At 42.3% G+C, this 20773-nt stretch carries 19 protein-coding genes; 2 read left to right on the forward strand and 17 right to left on the reverse strand.

The annotated features are described in order from the left end of the window. Positions 1–12: 12 nt before the first annotated feature. The 17 genes from galE to LF822_RS19955 form a co-directional block, all read right to left on the reverse strand. Positions 13–1086 (reverse strand): UDP-glucose 4-epimerase GalE, encoded by a 1074-nt coding sequence (galE, locus tag LF822_RS19880; RefSeq protein WP_253925842.1) that lies wholly within the window; start codon positions 1084–1086, stop codon positions 13–15. Positions 1087–1106: 20 nt separating this feature from the next. Then, the gene (locus LF822_RS19885; RefSeq protein WP_253925843.1) at positions 1107–2177 is read right to left on the reverse strand and encodes an EpsG family protein; all 1071 of its coding nucleotides are present in this window, start codon (positions 2175–2177) and stop codon (positions 1107–1109) included. Positions 2178–2215: 38 nt separating this feature from the next. Beyond that, positions 2216–3106 (reverse strand): glycosyltransferase family 2 protein, encoded by an 891-nt coding sequence (locus LF822_RS19890; RefSeq protein WP_253925879.1) that lies wholly within the window; start codon positions 3104–3106, stop codon positions 2216–2218. Further along, a complete protein-coding gene (locus LF822_RS19895) occupies positions 3103–4218 on the reverse strand; it encodes a glycosyltransferase family 1 protein (RefSeq protein WP_253925844.1) in 1116 nt (371 codons plus the stop codon). Before LF822_RS19895 ends, LF822_RS19890 begins: the two co-directional genes overlap by 4 nt. Next, entirely contained in the window at positions 4203–5354 is a 1152-nt protein-coding gene (locus LF822_RS19900; RefSeq protein WP_253925845.1) for a glycosyltransferase family 4 protein, read from the reverse strand. Before LF822_RS19900 ends, LF822_RS19895 begins: the two co-directional genes overlap by 16 nt. A gap of 16 nt (positions 5355–5370) precedes the next feature. Further along, complete coding sequence (gene galU, locus LF822_RS19905) at positions 5371–6252, reverse strand: UTP--glucose-1-phosphate uridylyltransferase GalU (protein ID WP_253925846.1); 882 nt, start codon at positions 6250–6252, stop codon at positions 5371–5373. A gap of 13 nt (positions 6253–6265) precedes the next feature. Further along, positions 6266–8092, reverse strand: coding sequence for a polysaccharide biosynthesis protein (locus tag LF822_RS19910; protein WP_253925847.1), 1827 nt, complete (start codon positions 8090–8092; stop codon positions 6266–6268). A gap of 245 nt (positions 8093–8337) precedes the next feature. After that, positions 8338–8982 carry a CpsD/CapB family tyrosine-protein kinase gene (locus LF822_RS19915; RefSeq protein ID WP_253925848.1) on the reverse strand — a complete coding sequence of 215 codons (645 nt, stop codon included), beginning with the start codon at positions 8980–8982 and terminating at the stop codon, positions 8338–8340. Beyond that, positions 8969–9709: a YveK family protein gene (locus LF822_RS19920; RefSeq protein ID WP_253925849.1), complete on the reverse strand. Its 741-nt coding sequence runs from the start codon at positions 9707–9709 to the stop codon at positions 8969–8971. The genes LF822_RS19915 and LF822_RS19920 overlap by 14 nt, the downstream gene beginning before the upstream one ends. Before the next feature lie 178 nt (positions 9710–9887). Then, a complete protein-coding gene (locus LF822_RS19925; RefSeq protein ID WP_253925850.1) occupies positions 9888–10499 on the reverse strand; it encodes a hypothetical protein in 612 nt (203 codons plus the stop codon). Positions 10500–10555: 56 nt separating this feature from the next. Further along, a complete protein-coding gene (locus LF822_RS23210) occupies positions 10556–10714 on the reverse strand; it encodes a paeninodin family lasso peptide (RefSeq protein ID WP_371925969.1) in 159 nt (52 codons plus the stop codon). 180 nt (positions 10715–10894) lie between these two features. After that, positions 10895–12112 carry a CynX/NimT family MFS transporter gene (locus tag LF822_RS19930; RefSeq protein ID WP_253925851.1) on the reverse strand — a complete coding sequence of 406 codons (1218 nt, stop codon included), beginning with the start codon at positions 12110–12112 and terminating at the stop codon, positions 10895–10897. Positions 12113–12127: 15 nt separating this feature from the next. Further along, complete coding sequence (locus LF822_RS19935) at positions 12128–13054, reverse strand: aminoglycoside phosphotransferase family protein (RefSeq protein ID WP_253925852.1); 927 nt, start codon at positions 13052–13054, stop codon at positions 12128–12130. A 25-nt stretch (positions 13055–13079) separates the two neighbouring features. Beyond that, positions 13080–14534: an NAD(P)H-binding protein gene (locus LF822_RS19940; protein ID WP_253925853.1), complete on the reverse strand. Its 1455-nt coding sequence runs from the start codon at positions 14532–14534 to the stop codon at positions 13080–13082. Positions 14535–14643: 109 nt separating this feature from the next. After that, the gene (locus LF822_RS19945) at positions 14644–16224 is read right to left on the reverse strand and encodes a long-chain-fatty-acid--CoA ligase (protein ID WP_253925854.1); all 1581 of its coding nucleotides are present in this window, start codon (positions 16222–16224) and stop codon (positions 14644–14646) included. A 197-nt stretch (positions 16225–16421) separates the two neighbouring features. Beyond that, complete coding sequence (locus LF822_RS19950) at positions 16422–16712, reverse strand: hypothetical protein (protein WP_253925855.1); 291 nt, start codon at positions 16710–16712, stop codon at positions 16422–16424. A gap of 169 nt (positions 16713–16881) precedes the next feature. Continuing rightward, positions 16882–18057 carry a Na+/H+ antiporter NhaC family protein gene (locus tag LF822_RS19955; protein ID WP_371925970.1) on the reverse strand — a complete coding sequence of 392 codons (1176 nt, stop codon included), beginning with the start codon at positions 18055–18057 and terminating at the stop codon, positions 16882–16884. Positions 18058–18630: 573 nt separating this feature from the next. On the opposite strand from LF822_RS19955, the gene LF822_RS19960 reads away from it, so the two are divergent. Both LF822_RS19960 and LF822_RS19965 read left to right on the forward strand, forming a co-directional pair. After that, the gene (locus tag LF822_RS19960; protein ID WP_253925856.1) at positions 18631–19011 is read left to right on the forward strand and encodes a RidA family protein; all 381 of its coding nucleotides are present in this window, start codon (positions 18631–18633) and stop codon (positions 19009–19011) included. A gap of 98 nt (positions 19012–19109) precedes the next feature. Then, a complete protein-coding gene (locus tag LF822_RS19965; RefSeq protein ID WP_253925857.1) occupies positions 19110–20711 on the forward strand; it encodes an amidohydrolase in 1602 nt (533 codons plus the stop codon). Positions 20712–20773: the final 62 nt, after the last annotated feature.

Here is a 20773-nt window from a genome sequence, read left to right on the forward strand (position 1 = left end):
ACGTCTCCTCTTCTACTTACTGGCTGGAATAAATAAATCCGCTGCTCTGCCAAGCACCGGATCTTTTATGGCTGGTTCTTCGTAACCATTTGGATTATTGACCTGCCACTTCCAGGTGTCCTGACACATCTGTTCGATTCCTCTAATTGCCGTCCAGCCGAGTTCTCTTTCTGCTTTGTCAGGGTTTGCATAACAAGCTGCAACATCTCCAGGACGTCTGTTTAAAATAGTATAAGGTACAAATCGATCTGATGCTTTCTCAAATGCAGCTACCATTTCATAAACACTGTATCCCTGACCAGTTCCCAGGTTATAAGCTTCTAAGCCGGCTTCATCCGTAATCTTTCTCAACGCCTTGCAATGACCTTTTGCCAGATCCACCACATGAATGTAATCTCTTACTCCTGTGCCGTCTTTAGTCGGATAATCGTTCCCGAATATATTAAGCCGATCGAGCTTCCCCACAGCCACTTGAGAGATATAAGGCATTAAATTATTTGGAATGCCGTTAGGTGCTTCTCCGATTCTCCCGCTTTCATGAGCTCCTATCGGATTGAAGTAACGAAGAAGCGCGATGCTCCATTGAGAATCCGACAGATGCAAGTCTCTTAAAATTTCTTCAATCATCAGCTTCGTACGTCCGTAAGGGTTAGTCGCTGACAGTAAGTGCTCTTCCGTAATAGGCACTTCACTCGGATCACCATATACAGTTGCTGAAGAACTGAACACGAGATTTTTTACATTATATTCTTTCATGACATCACATAAAATGACTGTACTGATTACATTATTAGCGTAATACCATAATGGCTTTTCCACCGATTCTCCAACAGCTTTCAACCCAGCAAAATGGATCACGGCCTCTATGTCATTTTCTTCAAAAACAACTTCAAGCTCTTCTCTTTCCAAAAGATCAAGCTCGTATATGGGAAACTTCCTGCCCGTGATTTCCATTACTCTTCTTAAGGCTTCCTGGTGGCTGTTAGAAAAATTATCTACAACTACAATGTCGTGTCCTTCATTTAATAATTCGACACACGTATGACTGCCGATATATCCCGCTCCACCTGTTACCAAAATGGTCATATGTTACTTTCCTCCTTTAACTACCATATTAAATAATTGCTTTCATATTGAATGTTTAATGTCATGACATTCTCGTAAAAATAATAAGCGAAATAGCAGACAATAATGGCTAAATAAACAAATTTTTTGTCTCTATTCTGAAACAGAGGGATGATCCAGGAAATTAATATGAGTTGATACAGACTGAAATAAATAGAGAACCTTGCAAAAATCCAATTTTGTGTAGCGATGACCATAAAGACAAATCCAATCAGCGTCATATTAATAATGACATCACTGTTCGGCATGATCTCTTTTAATTTATGTCTTCCGAGATATGCTATAAATAACGGCACACTCTCTACAGCTACGCGAAGAAAGTTCGCGCCGCCTTCGGCAAAATCTTTGTATTCTCCATACTGTGTATCTTCAATAGCTGAAAATAATACAGAAGAAAATTGTTCAAACCCTATTACAAGGAATACCGCCAATCCTATTAAAGCTGCGGTGGCTTTAGACCAAGCTTTCACCCGCACGATAAAATAGACCGGGAGCAGAATGAGTGCGCTCTGATGAAACAGTGAAGCAAACATAATAACCATCGCATATCTCTTAAAGCTGCCTTCAATTAAAAATTTAATGGCTGCAAACGCGATGGCAGCAGCTAATGTCTGACGGATTCCATTCATTGTGATTAGAAACAACCCGCCGGTTATATAGACATAAATACTTAACTCCAGCATGCGGGAGTATTTGTAAAGAACCATTACAATCAGAGCGTTAGTGATGACGGCTGTGGTAAGTATTAATATTTGTGGGTCAGGAGACAGAGACTGCAGTCCCATTTGAAGGATACCAAAGCCGATATCTTTCTGTTCCTGAATCACTTCCCACGTAAATGTATTCACTTCAAAAGAGTGCATGTAGTAGTAGGTGTCACCTATATTTGACCTTAATCCTGAAACAGCAGCAATTGATATTAGAGCAATAAATATAAACAATTTATTTGGTTTAAAATAGACAGATGTATTCGTATGAACCTCCACCGCCAACACTCTAGCCAGCAGTACTAATCCAAACACGAGAAATAAATTCATCCAAAGTAATGTCATAATGTGTTTCCTTTCCAAGCAGCTGGACAATCCGCTGCTTAGTTAAGAACGTCTTTAGTCCGGCTTGTTACGTATAAATATAGAAGACATCCAAACGGCAGGGCCAGGATCGTCATTCCTTTTTGAGGTGATTCAACTAATAATTGTTTGTTTTTCATCATTAAACTGCTTGATACATAATGAACTGCTTGTCTGAATTTAAAAAAGACACCCGCAAAACGAAGTGTCATTAATTCCTTTCTATAAAACGCAAATCCTTCAGGGTTTCTGCGATACTGCTTCAGCATATTACGTGAAGAGCCATCTTCTAAATATTCTACCCTGCACAACACTTGATTAAGAAGCAGCATTTCGTATTTCTCATCAAGTCTAAAATACTTGTAAGCGAGGCCTACATATTTTTCATTATTGAAAACTGGATAAGGAAACTCTTTAGTCAACTCTGTACGGTAGACGAGTTTTTTATCTCCTTTTACGCCATGTTTGTTGTATAAATTAAAAAGTGTCGACTGTGTAAGGTGTGACGGGAGTCCGGTACCAATTACCCTTCCATCGGTATATGAATCAAGTCCAATTATCCCACTGACTTTTTCACTTCCATATTCCTTCCAGCAGGATACTATATTGTCAACAGCATCCTCAGGCATAAAGTCATCTGAGTCAATACACACATTAAGTTCGGTCTCGATCGCCTCATAAGCTGTGTTATGAGCCCCATGCATTCCCTGGTTTTCCTGATAAATGTATTTTATCGTCAGATGATTATCCTTTGTCCATAAATCCACCAGCTGCTTCGTGTGATCTGTAGATCCATCATCTATAATAAGCCATATAAAATCTTGATTGGTTTGATCTACAAGACTTTTATACAATTTCTCTAAACAGAATGCGCGATTATAGGTAGGGGTAAATACTGTCAGCAGTTTCAGCTTACAACCCTCCCTAAAACAATGTAATTATTTTGTGTCTGCACGGCTGATTGTTTAATGTCATAGCCATTCCTTTTTAATAAAGCCGTATCCACGACTCTGGAATCCGGGGTGGCGGCCGCTTTTTTCATTGCCGTTATCCAGGGATCTATATGTGACAAAGGTAAATGCTCCACAAGTCCCATCCCCATATCCACTTCTTTAGTAATGGTATCTGTTATCAAACATGGTAGTCCGGCATTTTGTGCTTCGATTAATGTCACAGGCAGTCCTTCATGCAGGGAGGGAAAAAGAAATAAATCAAAAGCTTGCAGAAGCTCATCTACATCCTCCCGCACACCAAGGAATTTAACTTTATCTTCTATTCCAAGCTGCTTTGATTTGGCTTCTATCGTATTTCTTAAAGTCCCGTCTCCGGCCAATAGCAGTACTGAATTTTCATGTGTGTTTAAGAACCTGCAAAAGATCTCAAGTATATGGTTGTGATTCTTCTGATAGTTAAACCTTCCTACGTGCCCTGCGACAAAAGTCTCTGGCGATAAATTTAACTGCTCTCTCACCCTTAATCGTTTTTCTGCAGAATAGAGGAATCTCCGGCAGTCTATTCCATTTTTTAATAAATGAACTTGTGATGACTTCCGTCCGAACAGCCATTCAGCCGCTGACCGGGAGCACGCAAATCTGTGAGTTGCCGATCGGTGTATGCTGCTGGCTGCATAATTTTTATACAGTTTAGTTAACATGCCGCCTTCACTCTGCGTGTTATGACTATGAGCAATCCTGACAGGCACCTTAGCTTTTTCGGCCTCCTGAAGAACAATCCCGCTCATCTTATCCATGTGAGCATGAACAATTTTATACTGATGGGATTGAAAAAATCTTTTTAAAGCCTTTTTATAGCCCCGATGACCGACATCTGTAACGTAAGGAATTCGGTGAACCGTGCCGCCCAGATTTTCAATTTCTTGATCAAACACCCCAGGCTTGCAGGTTAGAAAGTCAAACTGCACTTTGGATCGATCGATATTTCGGTATAAGTTCATGAGTAAGGTTTCCGCTCCGCCGCGGTTCATATTAACGACGGCATGGAGTACTCTTAACGGACTGCCCAAGCTCCCACCTCCTCTTCCTTCATATAAGATTGATAGATTTTTCTCTTTTCAATTAATACTTTTTGTTCGCTGTATGTTTGTAGGATTGTTTTTCTACCTTCATTACCCAGCTGCTTTTTCACTTGTGGATGATGGACGAGGAACTCTATTTTCCCGGCAAAATCATCAATGTCGTTTTTTTCGATCAGCCAGCCGTTCACACTATGGTGAATCAGTTCGCGGTGACCACGGTTGTCGGTTGCGATGATGGGGAGTGCACAAGCCATCGCTTCCATAATGTTGACTGGAAGCCCTTCACGACGGCTTGATCCTGCCGCAGCATCACTCATTGCCAACAGACGCTTCATATCTTTTCTAAATCCTAAAAATTTCACTCGATTCTCAATTCCTAAACGAACGGTGAGTTCCCGGCATTCATTGAATGTCGAACCTTCACCTGCCAGCAAGAGCTTGATCTGCGGCACGGTTCTTGCTGCTTTTGCAAATGCTCGTAATAGAAACTTTTGGTTTTTATTTTTGTTAAATTCAGCGGCGTAAATTAATAAAAAGTCATCAGACTGATAGCCTAATGACTTTCTTAACTCCATTTTCTGTTCATGACTGACGGGCTTAAATTCTTCCGTATTCACTCCGACCCCGTGGACCAGCTCGTTTCTTCTTGTTTTTAGTTTAGCAGCGGCCAGCCTGTAGTCTTCTTCATTAATCGTAATTAAACAATCGGTGAGAAAGGATAAACCTTTTTCAATTGGATAGTATAGTCCCCAGTTCGTTAATGGGGCGCCTTTGCAGAAATGAAAGCCGTGAGCGGTGTAGATCACTTTTGTTCCTTTGTGTCTCGCTTCCTGGGCGGCAAGTCTTGTCAGTACTCCGCCCATGGGGGTATGGCAGTGAATTAAATCATATTCATTGTTATCTATTATTTTCTTCAGCTGACGAAAAGCGGTGATGTTTTCTTTGTGCATAGGGGACCTTTGAATAGGCAGGCTGTATTTCTGATCAACGTATGGGAGCTCAATATTCCCACCCGCTGCGACATGGACCTCCCAGCCTTGTTCTTTAAACCATTTTAAATAGGGAAGATGAAAGGCCTTAAAGTGATAGTCGACGGTGGCTGTGAACAGAACTTTTTGGACCACTCTTCTCACGTCCCTGTCATTTTGACATTAACTCTTTATCTAAAATGGTGTTCAGATAAGTAAATAATTCTTCACGCAGTTCTTCGCGTTCTAACGCGATTTCAAGAGTTGTCTTAATAAAACCCATTTTCTCACCGACATCGTAGCGGGTGCCTTCAAAATTATAAGCAAATACATGTTCCGATTGGTTTAGGGAGGCGATAGCATCGGTCAGCTGAATTTCATTTCCGGCGCCAGGTTCCTGATGGTTTAGTATGTCAAAGATGGCTGGCGTTAAAATGTATCTCCCTAATATGGCTAAGTTCGATGGGGCTTCTTCTATTTTTGGTTTTTCTACTAACCCCTCCACAGCGTGGAGACGTTTCGTGACGGGGCTTCCTGAGACAATGCCGTACCGGCTTACTTCTTCCCGTTTGACCGACTGCACCCCTAACACCGATGATTCATATTGATCGTAATGGTCAATTAACTGCTTCAGGCATGGTGTTTCTGCCCGGACGATGTCGTCTCCCAGCAGGACGGCAAAAGGTTCATTTCCAATAAATTTTCTCGCACACCATATGGCATGTCCAAGTCCTTTTGGTTCCTTTTGCCGTATATAGTGTATGTCTACTAGATTCGAAGATTTCTGAACTTCGCTCAGCAGCTCGAATTTCCGTTTCTCCATTAAATTCTGTTCGAGCTCAAAGGAGTAGTCAAAATGATCCTCAATCGCACGTTTTCCTTTTCCGGTTACGATGATGATATCTTCAATTCCTGACTCGATTGCTTCTTCTACAATATATTGGATCGTAGGCTTATCGACGATCGGCAGCATTTCCTTAGGCATGGCTTTCGTTGCCGGCAAAAATCTCGTTCCTAATCCAGCAGCGGGGATGATTGCTTTTTTGACCTTCACAAGGTTTCCTCCTTTAACTAATAATAGGCATTGGTTTCTCTTTCGGATTCGAATAGTTTGCAAGACCGATCAGACGCTGGCGCAGAGTTTCACGGCTCATCGATTCGTATTCTTCGATAATAGATTCTATTTCTTCGATGTAAAGCTGTACAGTCTTGCCGATATAGATCTTAGGATAGACCTGGTCTTCGTATATCTCATCTGCTTTAAGGAGTTCTTCAAACAGCTTCTCGCCAGGACGGATGCCGCTGTATTCTACTCCTATTTCTTCAATAGAATTGCCTGAAAGCTTGATCAAATTCTTGGCCAGGTCCAAGATTTTCACGGGGTCCCCCATATCCAATACAAATACTTCTCCGCCTTTTGTTAATGCGCCAGCCTGGATGACTAATCGTGAGGCTTCAGGAATCGTCATAAAATAACGGACCATATCTGGATGAGTGACGGTAACGGGTCCCCCTTTTTCGATTTGGTTTCGAAACAGCGGTATGACACTGCCGCGGCTGCCGAGTACATTTCCAAACCGTACCGCTACAAACTTCGTCGAACTGTTTTGATTCATATTCTGTACGATCATTTCAGCCAGACGTTTGGAAGCTCCCATTACACTCGTCGGGTTCACGGCTTTATCGGTTGAAACCATGACGAAAGTATCAACCTTATGCCAGCTGGCTGCTTTTGCGACGTTCCACGTACCGATTATATTATTTTTTACAGCTTCCTCTGGATTTCTTTCCATTAAAGGAACGTGCTTGTGAGCAGCTGCATGGTAAACAACATCGGGCTGATGATCCCCCATAATGTTCATCATTTTCTCTGCGTCCTGCACATCGGCAATCTCTGTTACCAGCTCAATATGTTCATCATAAAAATTGTTTCGCATTTCCATTTCGATCGTATAAATGCTGTTCTCGCCATGTCCGAGCAAAACAATTTTTCCTGGACCGAATTTCGCGACCTGTCTCGTTATCTCTGATCCGATCGAGCCTCCTGCACCGGTAATAAGGACGGTTTTTCCTTTTACATAGTCTGAGATACTTTCTGAATCCAGCACCACAGGTTCTCTTCCAAGCAGATCCTCGACCTGAACGTCACGAAACTGCTTAACGGATACCTTCCCGGTTACTAAATCCTCCAGCATAGGCAGGATTTGTGTTTTGGCCTCGGTTTTGGCGCATTCTTGAAAAATAACATTCAATTCCCTTCGGCTTAATGAAGGAATGGCGATTACGATATGAGAGATGTCCAGCTCTTTTACTTTTTGAACAATATCATGCACGCCTCCTACAACCGGCACTCCTAAGATATCGAGCTGATGTTTCTTCACATCATCGTCTATGAAAGCGACCGGCGTCAGTTCAGAATCACTGCCTTTTTGAAGCTGCCGGGTTACCATCGTGCCCGCTGATCCAGCACCGACAATTAAGGTCCGGCTCTTATTCTGCTCAGCCAGCATAACGGAATCACGATAGACCCTCCATAAGAACCGTGATCCTCCAATGAGTAAAATATGCATCATCCACGTAAGAACGAGCATCCTCAAATAAAGGGTTTGAAAAAGAATAATCTGTATCGAAGCGGTAGCTGCTATAGCGTAGGTCACGGTCTTGCCTATAATGATTAATTCCCTCACACTCGCGTATTCCCATACTTTCCGGTAAAGATTAAGCTGAAAGGAAAAATAAATATGACTGATCAATACAACTCCAAAGGATATCGTCAGCGCAGCTGTAGAATCATAAAACTGTGAACTGACTAACAGCTTAATCATTATTAATGAGGCAAGGACGATACAAAGATCGATAAAAATAAATAAAGATAACCTTTGCCTATAGGTCATGGACTTGCTCCTTTCCTAGTGTTATAGATTAAAATCTTCAGAAAAAAGATTCTTAAGGGCAAATCTTTTTTCTGAAGATTTTAATACGGGCATTTAACCCATCCTCACACCATGCCAATGCGACTTGCGCTAAGGTCATATTTCAACCCACAACATGGCTGAGTGCCTCCATTGCTAACGGTAAGGAGACATCACCGCATCTTTTAAAGAATTTAAATTCGTAATAGAGAACGAAAGGTTACAAATTACTTTTTCTCGTTCATAATCGCCCCTACAACTTCTGCATTCACGAGGTCCAGTACTTTTTTTGCTTCGACAACTTTCCGTAAATCTGTTTTCCCGCGGCTTAAGACGAGCACCACCCCGTCACATAAATGAGCCAGCAGTCTCGATTCATTTGACTGCAGAACAGGCGGAGCATCAACTAGAACAACGTCATACTTCTGGCTGACTTTTTTCAGAAGATCATTCATAGCTTCGCCGCCAAGCAGTTCTGAAGGATTGGCTGCTAATTGGCCGCTCGTTAACAAATCCAGATTACCGATTCCTGTTGGGTATACGGTATGTTCAAAAGTCGACCGACCCGTCAGGATTTCAATTAAACCTTCTTTATTGCTTACTTTAAATAGTTGGTGCACCATCGGGGTTCTAAAGTTAGTATCAATGAGTAATACCTTGTGTTTCTGCTGGGCCATGGATACGGCTAAATTTGCGATGGACGTAGACTTTCCTTCTTTTTTCCCTGGAGATGTTACTAAGAACAGGCGCTGATTTCGATTCTCGGTGAGGAATTGAATATTGGTCCTAATCGTTCTAAATTGTTCAGAAATGATAGATTCAGGAAAAAAATGAGTGACCAGCCTGTTCTTTTTATCCTTATTTAATATCAACGGATTCCCCCCTTACTTCTACTTCCTGTCCCTTGTTTTTTTTCTTTTTCGTTGTACTATTTTTTCGGTTCATCGGTGATACAAAGCCGAGTACTGGAATTCCTAAGAAGTCCTCTACTTCTTCTCTCGTTTTCACCGCTCCATCCAATGTATCTAATAGAAAGATTAAACCGATTCCGGCAATTATTCCGAATACTCCCGCTATCACGAGGTTACGATCTTGAAATTCATTATTAGGATAAGGGTTGACTTCTGCTTTAGATAGAAGCTGCACCTGCTCAAATTCCAGAATATTTACAATCTCGTTTTTATAGACTTCCGCTGTTTTATTAGCAATTGAAGCTGCTAATTCAGGATCATTGGCTGTCACTGAAATTTGAATGACCTCTGAATCCTCCAGGCGGTTCACTTCAATTTGATTAGCTAATCCTTCTGAGGATTGTTCAAGATTTAAATCACTCTTAACCTGTTCCATAATGATCGGGTCTTTAATCATAACCATCAGGGTATTCATATTTTCGTCTTCAGTGCTTAGAATCATGCGTGTTGATGTATCATAGAGCGGCGTGTTATTCATGTAACTGTACGCGTACGCTGCTCCTACAGCAAAAATCACCATGGCAAACACAATCCAAATCCGTCCTTTAATGACATCCCAGTATTCCTTTAAGTTAATCTCTTTGCCAAGCTGTTCATCATTATAGACTATCCGCTTCATTTTGCTCATGTTTACCACCTTTAGCTGTTATTCTTTATAAAGAACGAGAGGGGCAAAAAAATATATTCATTCCATAATTCAACTTTTTCTACGATTTAATTTACTATATTGACTACATTTTAGTTCTATATAAAGAACGTGTCAAGGGGGTAAAGAGAAAAAGTCCGAAAATTGAGATAAAAAGCAATCAGTGAGTGGAAGTCCTGCTTTTAAAAGTTAAGGTACTCTCCGGCTGCTTCCTTGCCTGAATCAGTTCCTCGACGTACTTATCATTCCTTACTATCTTCTCTACATCAATCAAAACGGGAATTAAGGATGAGGCCGGTCCCTCTAATTCACTGCCTGTTTTCTCTACTCCATACCCGTAGTAGAATTTAATTAGACGGTACAGCCTTTTCTCGATTAAGGCCACATAATACCTGGCTTTATATCTTTGTATGTGGTCATACATAATGTGTATAAACGTTTCGAAGTTCCCTGCCCTCTGAAAATCTTCATGGATACAGAGCTTATCTATTTCCCATACATAATCTATATTTGATTTAATTTCTATTAGTTTAGAGAAAGGATGTCTTCCTTCCACTGTACTGTGGGGATTATAGGGGTTATAAGGAATGAATTCAATCGTACCGATCACTCTCTTCCTTATGATCCTCATTCTTCTATTCTGTGAAATCAGGTTATACCGAATGCCATCTGCTGCATAGGGATCATTAATCCAGCAATATTTTTCACAAAAATATTCCCATGTTTTCTTAAATTTTTTTTGCTGTTTATGGGTTGTGACTATTTCATACATTAAGAGTCCCCCTTTAGCAAGACCCTTATGGGTTAATGTCCATAAGGGTCTAATGATTAACTGTCTAAACCTCCTCCACCGTGTTCGCAATCCTTATCATGTTCGTGGTTTTTTCCACACTTCCAGCAAGGGGGGGTACCGATAGTACCGTGGAACTTCATCGTGTTACTGACATCCAGCTCGTCTAATACAGGGATATTCCACTCTTTTTTCACAATCTCTCCGCCTTTCTATTCTTAATAAAGAACAAAAGATTAAAAAATCAGCACATCTTAAGAAAGACGCGCTTATACTGAACCCCAGTTACTAGATTGATCAATTTCTCTATAAAGAACGTTCTTTTAAATGATACTATCATCTCATTTCGTCGTTGTCCACTCTTTTGTGCACACTTTTTAAAAGTTTGTCGAACGATCGGCGATCTCAGCTTTAGAAATTTCAATATCTCTGCCGGCTCCCAGCCCCGCACTTACCATCACAATAACTATTCCAATAAAAATAATTAAAGCCGGAGTCCATGATTGAGTAATATCATGCAGTAATCCCAGTGCAATCGGACCGACAGCAGCTAGTGTATATCCTATTGACTGGGCCATGCCTGATAAGTTGGATGCTTGAACTGCTGAGGAGGCACGAAGGCTTAGCAGGGTCAGTGCCAGACTGACAGAAGCCCCTTGAGCGATCCCAATTATAGCGATGCATAAGGTTAATAGACTAGAAGAGGAACCAATTAACATGCCCGTTAATCCAATCAAGTACAAAACTCCAATACTCATTACAATTCCTCGCTGACTCTGGATACGGCCAGCTAATACAGGGGTTAAAAAAGTACTCGGGAGCCCGACAATCTGCATGAACGACAGCATCCACCCAGCTGAATACGGGTCCATGCCCCGGCTCTGCATAATTTCAGGGATCCATGTGATTAAGCAGTAAAACATAAAGGACTGCATGCCCATAAAGATCGTAACCTGCCAGGCAAGCTTTGATTGTAAAAGCGGACTGTCTTTTAAATCAATCTTTGGAATTTTAACAGGCTGCTTCTTAATTCTTATTTGTGGGATCCAAACAAGAAGAGCAACAGCCGAGAGAGCCCCCCAGAGCGCCAGGGAACTCTGCCATCCGCCTGCAAGCCGCTCGGCAATTGGAAAACTGACCCCCGATCCGATCGCAGCAAGTCCGCTTAGAGAAATCGAATAAAGACCTGTCAGCAGGCCAACTTTCTCGGGAAACTGCTCCTTAACGATCCCCGGCAGAAGGACATTGCCAATGGCAATACCCACACCAATAAGAGTAGTTCCGATAAATAACGCGGCTGCCCACTCGATGGATCGTATAAAAATACCTATTGTAAGAATGATCATACCTAGGAATACAGCCTGACCTTGTCCAATTCTCAATCCGAGCCGCGGGGCTAGTGCGGAGAGAACAGCAAAAGCCACCAGCGGAAGTGTGGTGAGCAGACCGGCTGTACCGTTTGATATGGCAAGGTCTTCACGAATCGAACCGATAAGCGGTCCAACAGCTGTAATGGAAGGCCGTAAATTCAAAGCCACAAGGATAATCCCGGCCACCAGCCACTTCCTTTTATGTAATTCGTATTTCGTGTTCATCGTCTTTCCCTCTTTTCAATCAATAGCGCCTTCAATGGTGCGTTGATAAGTACATTCATAAAGAGAGCGAAAGATTTCAATAGCTGAGTAAAAATCTTCATCGTAACCCCCGTGCTGGTTAACCGTCCAGGAAGCAGCCAGCACCGTATGACAGTATCCCCATAGCAGCAGTCTCTCTTTATTTAAGTTTAATTCCTGCACAAATATTTTTATTCGTTCATTAATACAATCTCTTTGCCGCTCCGCAGGCCATCGATTTAATAAAAATTGAATAAGATCATACTCTATTTCACCGATTAATCCTTTAGGGTCAATGGCTGTCCACTCATTCTCTCCCTGCTTTAATATATTATAATGGTGAAAGTCACCGTGAAGGACGGCCTGGGTCTTACTGGTTTGGTTCAAATATGTAAATAAAGCCAGCGCACGACTTAAAGTCTGATTCGATATTGGACCGAGACCCGCACTATTGTTCATTAAAATATCCCTTAATTGATTCTCTCTGCCTTTTATAGTAGGCAGCGGAGAATCAGGCCTGACAGCGGTAACGAGCTGCTTATGTAAGCGGGCAGCTGTTAACGTCGCTGCTTCATCATCCTTTAATTCAGACAGCGGCATGCCCGGCTCGACCTTCTCCAGCAGTAAAATCCCTTTCTCCTTATCTTCATCTATAACCTTAACCCTTCCTGCCGGATTTAAGGCGAGTAATGCTTCGCGCTCAAACCCTTCTTCAGGGAGAGACAGTTTAAGAACAACTTTGGCTCCTTTTTTAGAAGTGGCCGGAGCTACATAATTATAAGATAGAGGAAAAGGGTCATGAACCGTAAGAGCCCAGCGTTGTTCACTATATCTCAGCAGCTCTGGAATCTTCTTAAGCCAGGCCTCACCTTCTGTAGGACAGGCCGTTAGTACATTGTCTGCAAACGGTTGGGGCAGATCCATATTCCTTTACTCCTTTTCTCTTAAATTAAGACGTACCTTCTACATGTTCCCTTACACGGGGTATCCGGTTTTCTGTTGATTTTATCATACTTTGTAAATGTTTTCGGAAAAGATACATTACGAACAAATGTACTTTAGCCTGCGTGTATTTATAAATGAACCATGGCAGAGAAGGCATATAGTCATGAATTGCAACAATACATTCCTGAGAGTTCGGAATTTTTCTAAACTCCAGACGGCCGCGTTCGTTTTTACGTGCATCAAAAAACAAACCGCCGGTTAAATAGTACAAAGCCCGCTGGTCACTGCTGCGATCGGAAGAGAAACTCATCTTCAGCAAAGGCTGTCCTGTCTGATTCAGTTTTATTTTATAATTATGATTATGATCTACTTCAGTCTTAAGAAATGGACGAAATTTACGGGCAAGCCAGTCCGCATACTCTTTCGCTGCCCAGGAGGCATCTTTTCCTTCTGGAAGACAGATACGCTGAACAGACCGCACATCCTTCTGCACATGGGGAGCTTGAAATTTTTTCTTCGATGAACCTGATGCTTCAGCTTCTTCCTTGAGGGACCATTCGGCAGCTTCTTTAAAGCTCATTTTACCACGGCTCACTTCTTCCTCCATCCGTTCTTTACTGGCTGTCATAGGGTGGATAAGACTTTCTATTAAAGGATATACCATTTCTTTAGGGGACTGGGTCGTTAAGCTGACCCACAGCCTGGAAAGCTTTACTGTAATAAACGGTACGTCAAACAGCCGCGGCTGCTTCCCCATGGCTTCCGCGGTTTGAATCATCATTTCTTTATACGTCATCACTTCCGGCCCGCCAACGTCAATCGCTTTTCCTTTCAGCTTTTCATTATCAATACTTTTATTTAATGCATGTAGAACATCAGGCAGCGCAATCGGGTGTGTCTTCGTGCGCGTCCATTTTGGCAGCGCCATCACAGGAAGTCGTCTCACAAGCTTCGCTAATATCGGGAACGAAGAACCTTTTGGCCCAACGATAAGTGCAGCCCTTATGGTCGTCACAGGCACACCGTAAGCACCTAGAATTTTCTCTACTTCAAGCCGGCTTCTTAAATGGCGGGATAGTTTATCCGCCTTTGGAACAATCCCGCTTAAATAGACAATTTGCTTTACCCCTTTTTTCTTCGCAGCTTGAGCAAAATTGTCCGCAAGAATCACGTCCATATCTTCAAACGATCCCTGGGTCAATTTAGCAGAAGGAAGCATGGAGTGAACGAGGTATACTGCAATGTCCGCTCCTTCCAGACCTTTTTCTGCATCCGCCATCGAGTAGAGGTCACAGGACCGCCAAAATACGTGTTCAGCATCCTCTTTGTCATCCCCGTTTCTCGATAAAGCAATCACATTGGCGTATTCTGTTAGTTTCTCAAGCAAATTATTGCCGATGTAGCCGCTCGCTCCAGTGAGAGCTACGACTGGCCTTTTTTTCTTTTTCGCTGTCTCCACGCTGATGAGCCTCCTGACTGAGCAAATGGTTTTGTACTGCCCTTTACCCTATTCCTGACCCTGAATAACCTGACAGTTCACACATGAAAAAAACCCCGTCTGCCCGGGGCTATTTCACCATCCGTCCTTCATTTTTCCAAAGTTCCTTACGCAGTACTACTTTTTGAATCTTGCCTGAGGCGGTTTTTGGGAGTTCTTCTACAAATGAAAAGCTTTTTGGAACCTTGAAATGCGCCAATTTATTTCGACAGTGATCCGTTAATTCATCTTCTGTGACATCATGTCCCTCTCTTTTCACAACGACCGCATGCGGTGCTTCTCCCCATTTTTCATGAGGGACAGCTACTACTGCAGCTTCTAATATAGAAGAGTGGTCATAGAGTGCGGCTTCGACCTCGATGGAAGAAATATTTTCTCCACCGCTTATAATGACGTCCTTCTTACGGTCTACAATTTCAATATAACCTCTCTCATCCACTACGGCCATGTCCCCGGTATAAAGCCAGCCATCTCGTATCGTCTCATTAGTTGCTTCCGGGTTCTTGTAATAGCCTTCCATGACATTGTTTGAGCGGGTTACAATCTCTCCAATGGTCTTTCCATCCCTCGGAACTTCCTCTCCCAGTTCATCAAACACACGGACTTTCGATCCTGCCATCTCGTATCCGGTTTTTGCTTTTAACAAGTACTGTTCTTCTTTCGATAGATCCTGCTCCATAGAGCGCAGAGCTGAAGTCGTAATGAGTGGAGTAATTTCAGTCATACCGTACACCTGAATAAACTCCCAGCCCATCTCCTCTTCTACTTTTCGTACAAAAGCAGGCGGAGGAGCAGATCCGGCGATGACAATCCGTCCTTTATGGGATATCGTTTCAGATTGAGACTCATACTGTTCCAGTATCATATTTAAGACGGTAGGAGCCATATGCATGACCGACACATGGTGTTCTCTCACTTTTTGTAAAATGATCTCGGGATCGACTTTGCGCAGCATCACCTGAGTGGCTCCATTTAATGTGTAATAAAAAGGAGAACCCCAGCCGTTAACATGAAACATCGGTAAAACATGCAGCAACGTATCCTGATCGGAGACACGTAAATGATGCATGGAAGAAAGGGCATGAAGATAATTCGAACGATGAGACAGAAGGACCCCTTTAGGGTTTCCTGTAGTTCCACTTGTATATAAGAGACTGGCTGTATCCGATTCCTCCAGCGGCTCCCGGTCAAACTTATCCGAAGAATAATTGCTGCGCCAGGCATCATAAGCAAGCCGTCCGTGTGAACTGCCGCCGTGGACAATCACTTCTTCCAGGGTCGGAAGCTCAGGCAGTATTGACTCTACTAACGGGTAAAGTTCTTCATCTACGAATAAAACCTTGCTCTCACTATGGGTTAGTATAAACTGATAATCTGCCGGTTTCAGCCTGGTATTTAACGGAGTCATCACACCGCCTACTTGAAAAACTCCATAAAACCCTTCGAGCATTTCTGTCGAATTGGGTGCTAAATAAGCAACCTTATCTCCCTTCTTAACACCTAAACCTCTCAACCCCCTGGATAATTGATTGACTCTTTCATTCAGTTCTTTGTATGTTAAAGTCTGATGATCATCAATGATGGCCGGCTTATCCCCATAAAGTTCAACAGCACGGTCTAAGAAATCAGTAAGAACTAAAGGTACATGCATAGTACTCCTCCTTCTCTTATACATATAAAGCGCTTACATATAATTCTAATGAAACTGCTGTTATATATCAAACTATAGCGATGTATAACAAAAAGCTTTTCTTCGTGTTGAAGAAAAGCTTTTTGAAAAACCATCGTCTCCTCTGCTGGAAGGAGTAAACATTGAGGGCAGGGTTTTAAGAAAATACTGTTTTACAATTAAGCTATGCCAAGTGCATTCAATAAAATGAAAACCATCATTATGAACGCAGCAGCGTGCACCAGGATAAGCAGCCACTTCTTCCAGCCGCCGCCTTTAACCCCAGTTACTATTCCGCCTATTGGAAATAACAGCATTAAGATTACGGCAGCTCTTCCAAGTCCCCAGAATGAAAATCCGCTGACCATTAAGGTAAACAAGGCAATAAATATAACGAATAATACAAGTGACACTATATTGAATTTTTTCTTTTTATTATCATCATCTGATAAGTAATAACTATAAGCCATTGCTATGATATCCTCCTATCGACAAAATAAACCCTTTTTTCTATTATAATACCCTTGTAAAGTGCTATGAAGGTCCAGAATGCTTAAATGTGAGCGTTAATAAATTACAAGGTTGATTACAAAGTCATAGGGGTCTCTCTTCTTATGAAAAGAAGGTTCGCTGCTTATATTATACGTCCTTAGGCTTTACTTCTTCGCCATTTTTACCGTTGTACCGAAGCCCCCAGCCAGTAAGTGCAGCAATAAGCATAACGATCAGCAAACCCCAGCCTTGAAATACGAAAGGAAAAACTTCTGTCGGACTTACCACAGGCAGAAAATCATAATCATCAGCTGCCCCCTGAATCGTGGCCCATGCAAGCAGTACACCCCCGCTCCAAGGAAATATATAACCGAGCGATGATGTAACGGTATCTAAAAAGTTAGCCCGTCGGTATGGGGGGATGTTCATTTCTTTTCCTATCTTACGTACGAAAGGGGCCGCTGCAATCTCAGCCACTGTATTAATCGTAATAAACACATTTAAGAAAGCGACAATTCCAAACATCGTCAATTCTGCACGGCGTACCACATTATTAATAATTCCTAAGAAGAAATTCTTAATCGTATCCATAGTTCCGGCTACTTCCATTAAATGAGCGGCCGCTAATATAAATAGAATTAAGATTGCCATATTAAAGTAGCCGCCTATCCCTTCCATCAGAGCCCCTTCAATAACAGCATCTCCTGCATCATTTTGATAAATGTGAATGATTTCTGTTAAAGGTGTGCCAGCCAGTCCCATAACGACGATAGAAGCAACAATTCCCCACGTTAATGAAGTGAGTAAATGGTGCCCGGACAAAGCTAAAAATAATACGAGTGCAAATGGAAGCAGCAGCAGAAGTCCATCAGCAGAAACCTCTTGCTGCAATTCTGTAATGACCTGGGCATTTCCAAGACTTTCACCGCCGCCAAATATAACGAATAAAATTAAAGCAGGCACCGCTGCTGTAATAGAGTATTTAAACCTTGAACGTACGACACCCGGAACATCCGCCTCTTGCGATGTGGCGGAGACAATTGTCGTATCAGATACAGGAGCTAAGTTATCACCAAAGACAGCTCCACTTAATATCGCCGCTAGCAGAATCACCGGGTCTGCGCCAAGTATAACTCCCGCTGGATACATAAGCACCCCAAATGTGGCTACAGTTCCATATCCTGTCCCTACTGCTGTAGCGAATACTGCTGAAAGCAGAAAGGTCACCCCGACAAAAGCTCCGCCTTGAAGACCCTTTTGAAAGCCGAGCCAGCCAGCCCCCCTGCAGATAGAAGAGTGGCAAACATCCCGGCCCAAAACCATGCAATGACGGCTACAACTCCTACAGGCTGAGCCATTCCTGATATTAAACTTTGAGCAAAATCAGCCCATTTTGATTTACAAAAAAATAATCCTATAGCTACCCCAATAACCATTCCTAGTACCAGCGCTTCTTCAGTAACTAATTGAGCTGCACTTAACGTAATCGCCCAAATAATGAAAAAGACTAATGGTATCGCAGCTGCAAAAACGCCGCCGCGGAATTCTAATTTTTGTATCTTTTTCTATCCTAAAGCTTCATCAATTACTTCATTGTTTCCGAACTTGCCCATTAGACTTCCTCCTTGATGACTTAAAATCCTATCATAGTGTATCACTAATTATCTTTTATAAGGAATCGTTATCTTCATTCCAGGATTTAATCCTTATAAATCAGAATTAATATGTATAATATTCACAATTATTAAGGAAGGTCTTCTTAGTTAGTTTTCAATCACGCACTTCGACAAAACATATGATTATTTCCCAGGAAATGATATGTTTTTCGTCTAATGTTTTCGCAAATCACCCTGAACATGATAGGATAAGAATAATTACATAAAAGGAGTGACCATTATGTTTAAACCTTTAGCTACCGACCAGGCACCTGCTGCGATTGGACCTTATTCTCAAGCTGCAGATGTAGGTAATCTCATTTTTATTTCCGGACAGATCCCCCTTGATCCTGATACAATGGAGTTTGTTTCTGATCAGGTGGAAGATCAGACCCATCAGGTCATGAAAAACCTAGGAGCTATCTTAAATGAAGCTGGACTGACGTATAAACATATTGCCAAAGCGAACATCTACCTTGATTCAATGGAGGACTTTGGAATCGTAAACGAAGTCTATGCTAGTTACTTAAGTGAGCCTTATCCTGCTCGTGCAGCTGTAGAAGTAGGAAAGCTTCCTAAGGGAGCAAAAGTTGAAATCGAAGCTGTCGCCGTAAAAGAATAGATAGATGCAGCAGAGCTAAATGCTCTGCTTTTTTTGTGCATATAAAAGATTCTTTCAGGGTAGAAAAACAGTAGACAACGACTGCAGGAGGTCTATTCATGATATTGGATAATGTCAGGATCTATCAGCCTTACGGAAATGAAGACCCAAACAAAAAATATGCCGTTGAAATAGAAGAAGAAAAAATTAAAGCTGTCTACCCAAGCCCATGGGACGGGGAACAGCAAACCTATGATGGGGAAGGGAGGGTGCTGTGCCCCGGCTTTATTGACAGTCACATGCACCTGCTTCGTTACGGCCTTCTAAAAAAAGAGCTGGATTTAACTCAGGCCGGCAGTTTTCAGGAAATGAAAGAACGGATAGAGAACCATTACAAAGATTTAAATGAAGACGGCTGGTTTTTTGGAAAGGGATTTAATGATGATCAATTTGATGATATTGAACATTTATTAACAGCCGAAGACCTTAATAAAATTCAGACTGACGCTTATATTTATCTTTTGCATAAAGATGGTCATGAATGTGTCATTAGTGAGAAAGCAATAGAACTATTAAAGCAGGAGGAAGCCTTCAAAAAGGAGCCTGAGGAGTTTAAAGAAAAAGACGATAAAGGGAACTGGACGGGACGATTTAAGGATACAGCCGTTCACTATATTAACCACCGTTTTTGGGGGAGGTCTGCAGATGATGCAAAGCAGGCACTGCTCGCTGCCTTTCCTCATTTATGTGCGAACGGAATAACGAGCGTTCACACAGATGACCGGAGCTTTATTGGGGATTACGACCGGCTGTTTGAAGCTTACACCGAGCTTGAAGCCGAAGGTCAGCTTCCCATTGATGTGCAGCTGCATCATTACATTTTTGACATTGAAGATTTAACCGGCTTTTTAGAAAACCACCACCGACGTACAGGTGACGGCACCGATCAGGTCACTGTTGGGGCTGTTAAAATATTTCTCGATGGCACGCAGCGTATTCACACAGCAGCTATGCGAAATCCCTATCCAGAAAATCCGGACAAAAGCGGACAGCTTATTTATACACAGGAACAGTTAAATGAGATGGTTTCTTTGGCAGGATCTCAAAACATGCAGGTGGCCATGCATGCGATTGGAGACAAAGCGGTCGAGCAGGCGGTCACTGCCCTTGAACAAGAAGAAGCAGCCACAAAAAGACTGCGCCACCGCATCATTCATGCGCAGACTTTAGCGCCTGATTTAATCGAGCGGCTTCAGGAAACTAAGCCTTTCATTGAAACTCAGCCCTCTTTTTTACTGGGAGAGTGGGATAAAAAGGATCGGTGGACTCCTGAAGAGCTTCTTCCATTCTGTGACCCATTCAATAGTTTAATTCGTGCTCAGATTCCTATAACGCTAAGCTCTGATTTGCCAATCGGCAGTATTAACCCCCTCATCTCAATATTTACAGCTGTAAACCGGACGGATTTAAACCATAACCCTAAAGGAGGGTGGATGCCGCAGGAAAAGCTTTCTATAGATGACAGCTTCCACTCATTCAGCGTCACTCCCTCCCACCTGGAATTTAAAGAGCATACAAAAGGTACTATTACCGAAGGCTCGCAGGCTGACTTCGTCTTATTAAGCGACCACCCTTTAGAAGTACCTCCTGAAAAGCTTCACACTATCCAAGTGGTCGAAACGTGGCAGCGTGGAAAAAGAACTTTTAGAATAAAAGCATAAGCGGACTGGTAAACATAACAACGCATAAGCAACGGCTGAAGGCAGGTGTCTGAATGCTGGAG

The organism is Halobacillus sp. A5 (assembly GCF_024189315.1).
Lineage (GTDB): Bacteria > Bacillota > Bacilli > Bacillales > Halobacillaceae > Halobacillus_A.

What these genes read in the sequence shown, in the direction of transcription:
- LF822_RS19935 (WP_253925852.1), bottom strand. Translation starts at nt 13,054, where the DNA reads ATGGATCTGCCCCAACCGTTTGCAGACAATGTACTAACGGCCTGTCCT.
- LF822_RS19960 (WP_253925856.1), top strand. Translation starts at nt 18,631, where the DNA reads ATGTTTAAACCTTTAGCTACCGACCAGGCACCTGCTGCGATTGGACCT.
- LF822_RS19930 (WP_253925851.1), bottom strand. Translation starts at nt 12,112, where the DNA reads ATGAACACGAAATACGAATTACATAAAAGGAAGTGGCTGGTGGCCGGG.
- LF822_RS19965 (WP_253925857.1), top strand. Translation starts at nt 19,110, where the DNA reads ATGATATTGGATAATGTCAGGATCTATCAGCCTTACGGAAATGAAGAC.
- LF822_RS19910 (WP_253925847.1), bottom strand. Translation starts at nt 8,092, where the DNA reads ATGACCTATAGGCAAAGGTTATCTTTATTTATTTTTATCGATCTTTGT.
- LF822_RS19920 (WP_253925849.1), bottom strand. Translation starts at nt 9,709, where the DNA reads ATGAGCAAAATGAAGCGGATAGTCTATAATGATGAACAGCTTGGCAAA.
- LF822_RS19885 (WP_253925843.1), bottom strand. Translation starts at nt 2,177, where the DNA reads ATGACATTACTTTGGATGAATTTATTTCTCGTGTTTGGATTAGTACTG.
- LF822_RS19950 (WP_253925855.1), bottom strand. Translation starts at nt 16,712, where the DNA reads ATGGCTTATAGTTATTACTTATCAGATGATGATAATAAAAAGAAAAAA.
- galE (WP_253925842.1), bottom strand. Translation starts at nt 1,086, where the DNA reads ATGACCATTTTGGTAACAGGTGGAGCGGGATATATCGGCAGTCATACG.
- LF822_RS19925 (WP_253925850.1), bottom strand. Translation starts at nt 10,499, where the DNA reads ATGTATGAAATAGTCACAACCCATAAACAGCAAAAAAAATTTAAGAAA.
- LF822_RS19945 (WP_253925854.1), bottom strand. Translation starts at nt 16,224, where the DNA reads ATGCATGTACCTTTAGTTCTTACTGATTTCTTAGACCGTGCTGTTGAA.
- LF822_RS19955 (WP_371925970.1), bottom strand. Translation starts at nt 18,057, where the DNA reads ATGGTTTTGGGCCGGGATGTTTGCCACTCTTCTATCTGCAGGGGGGCT.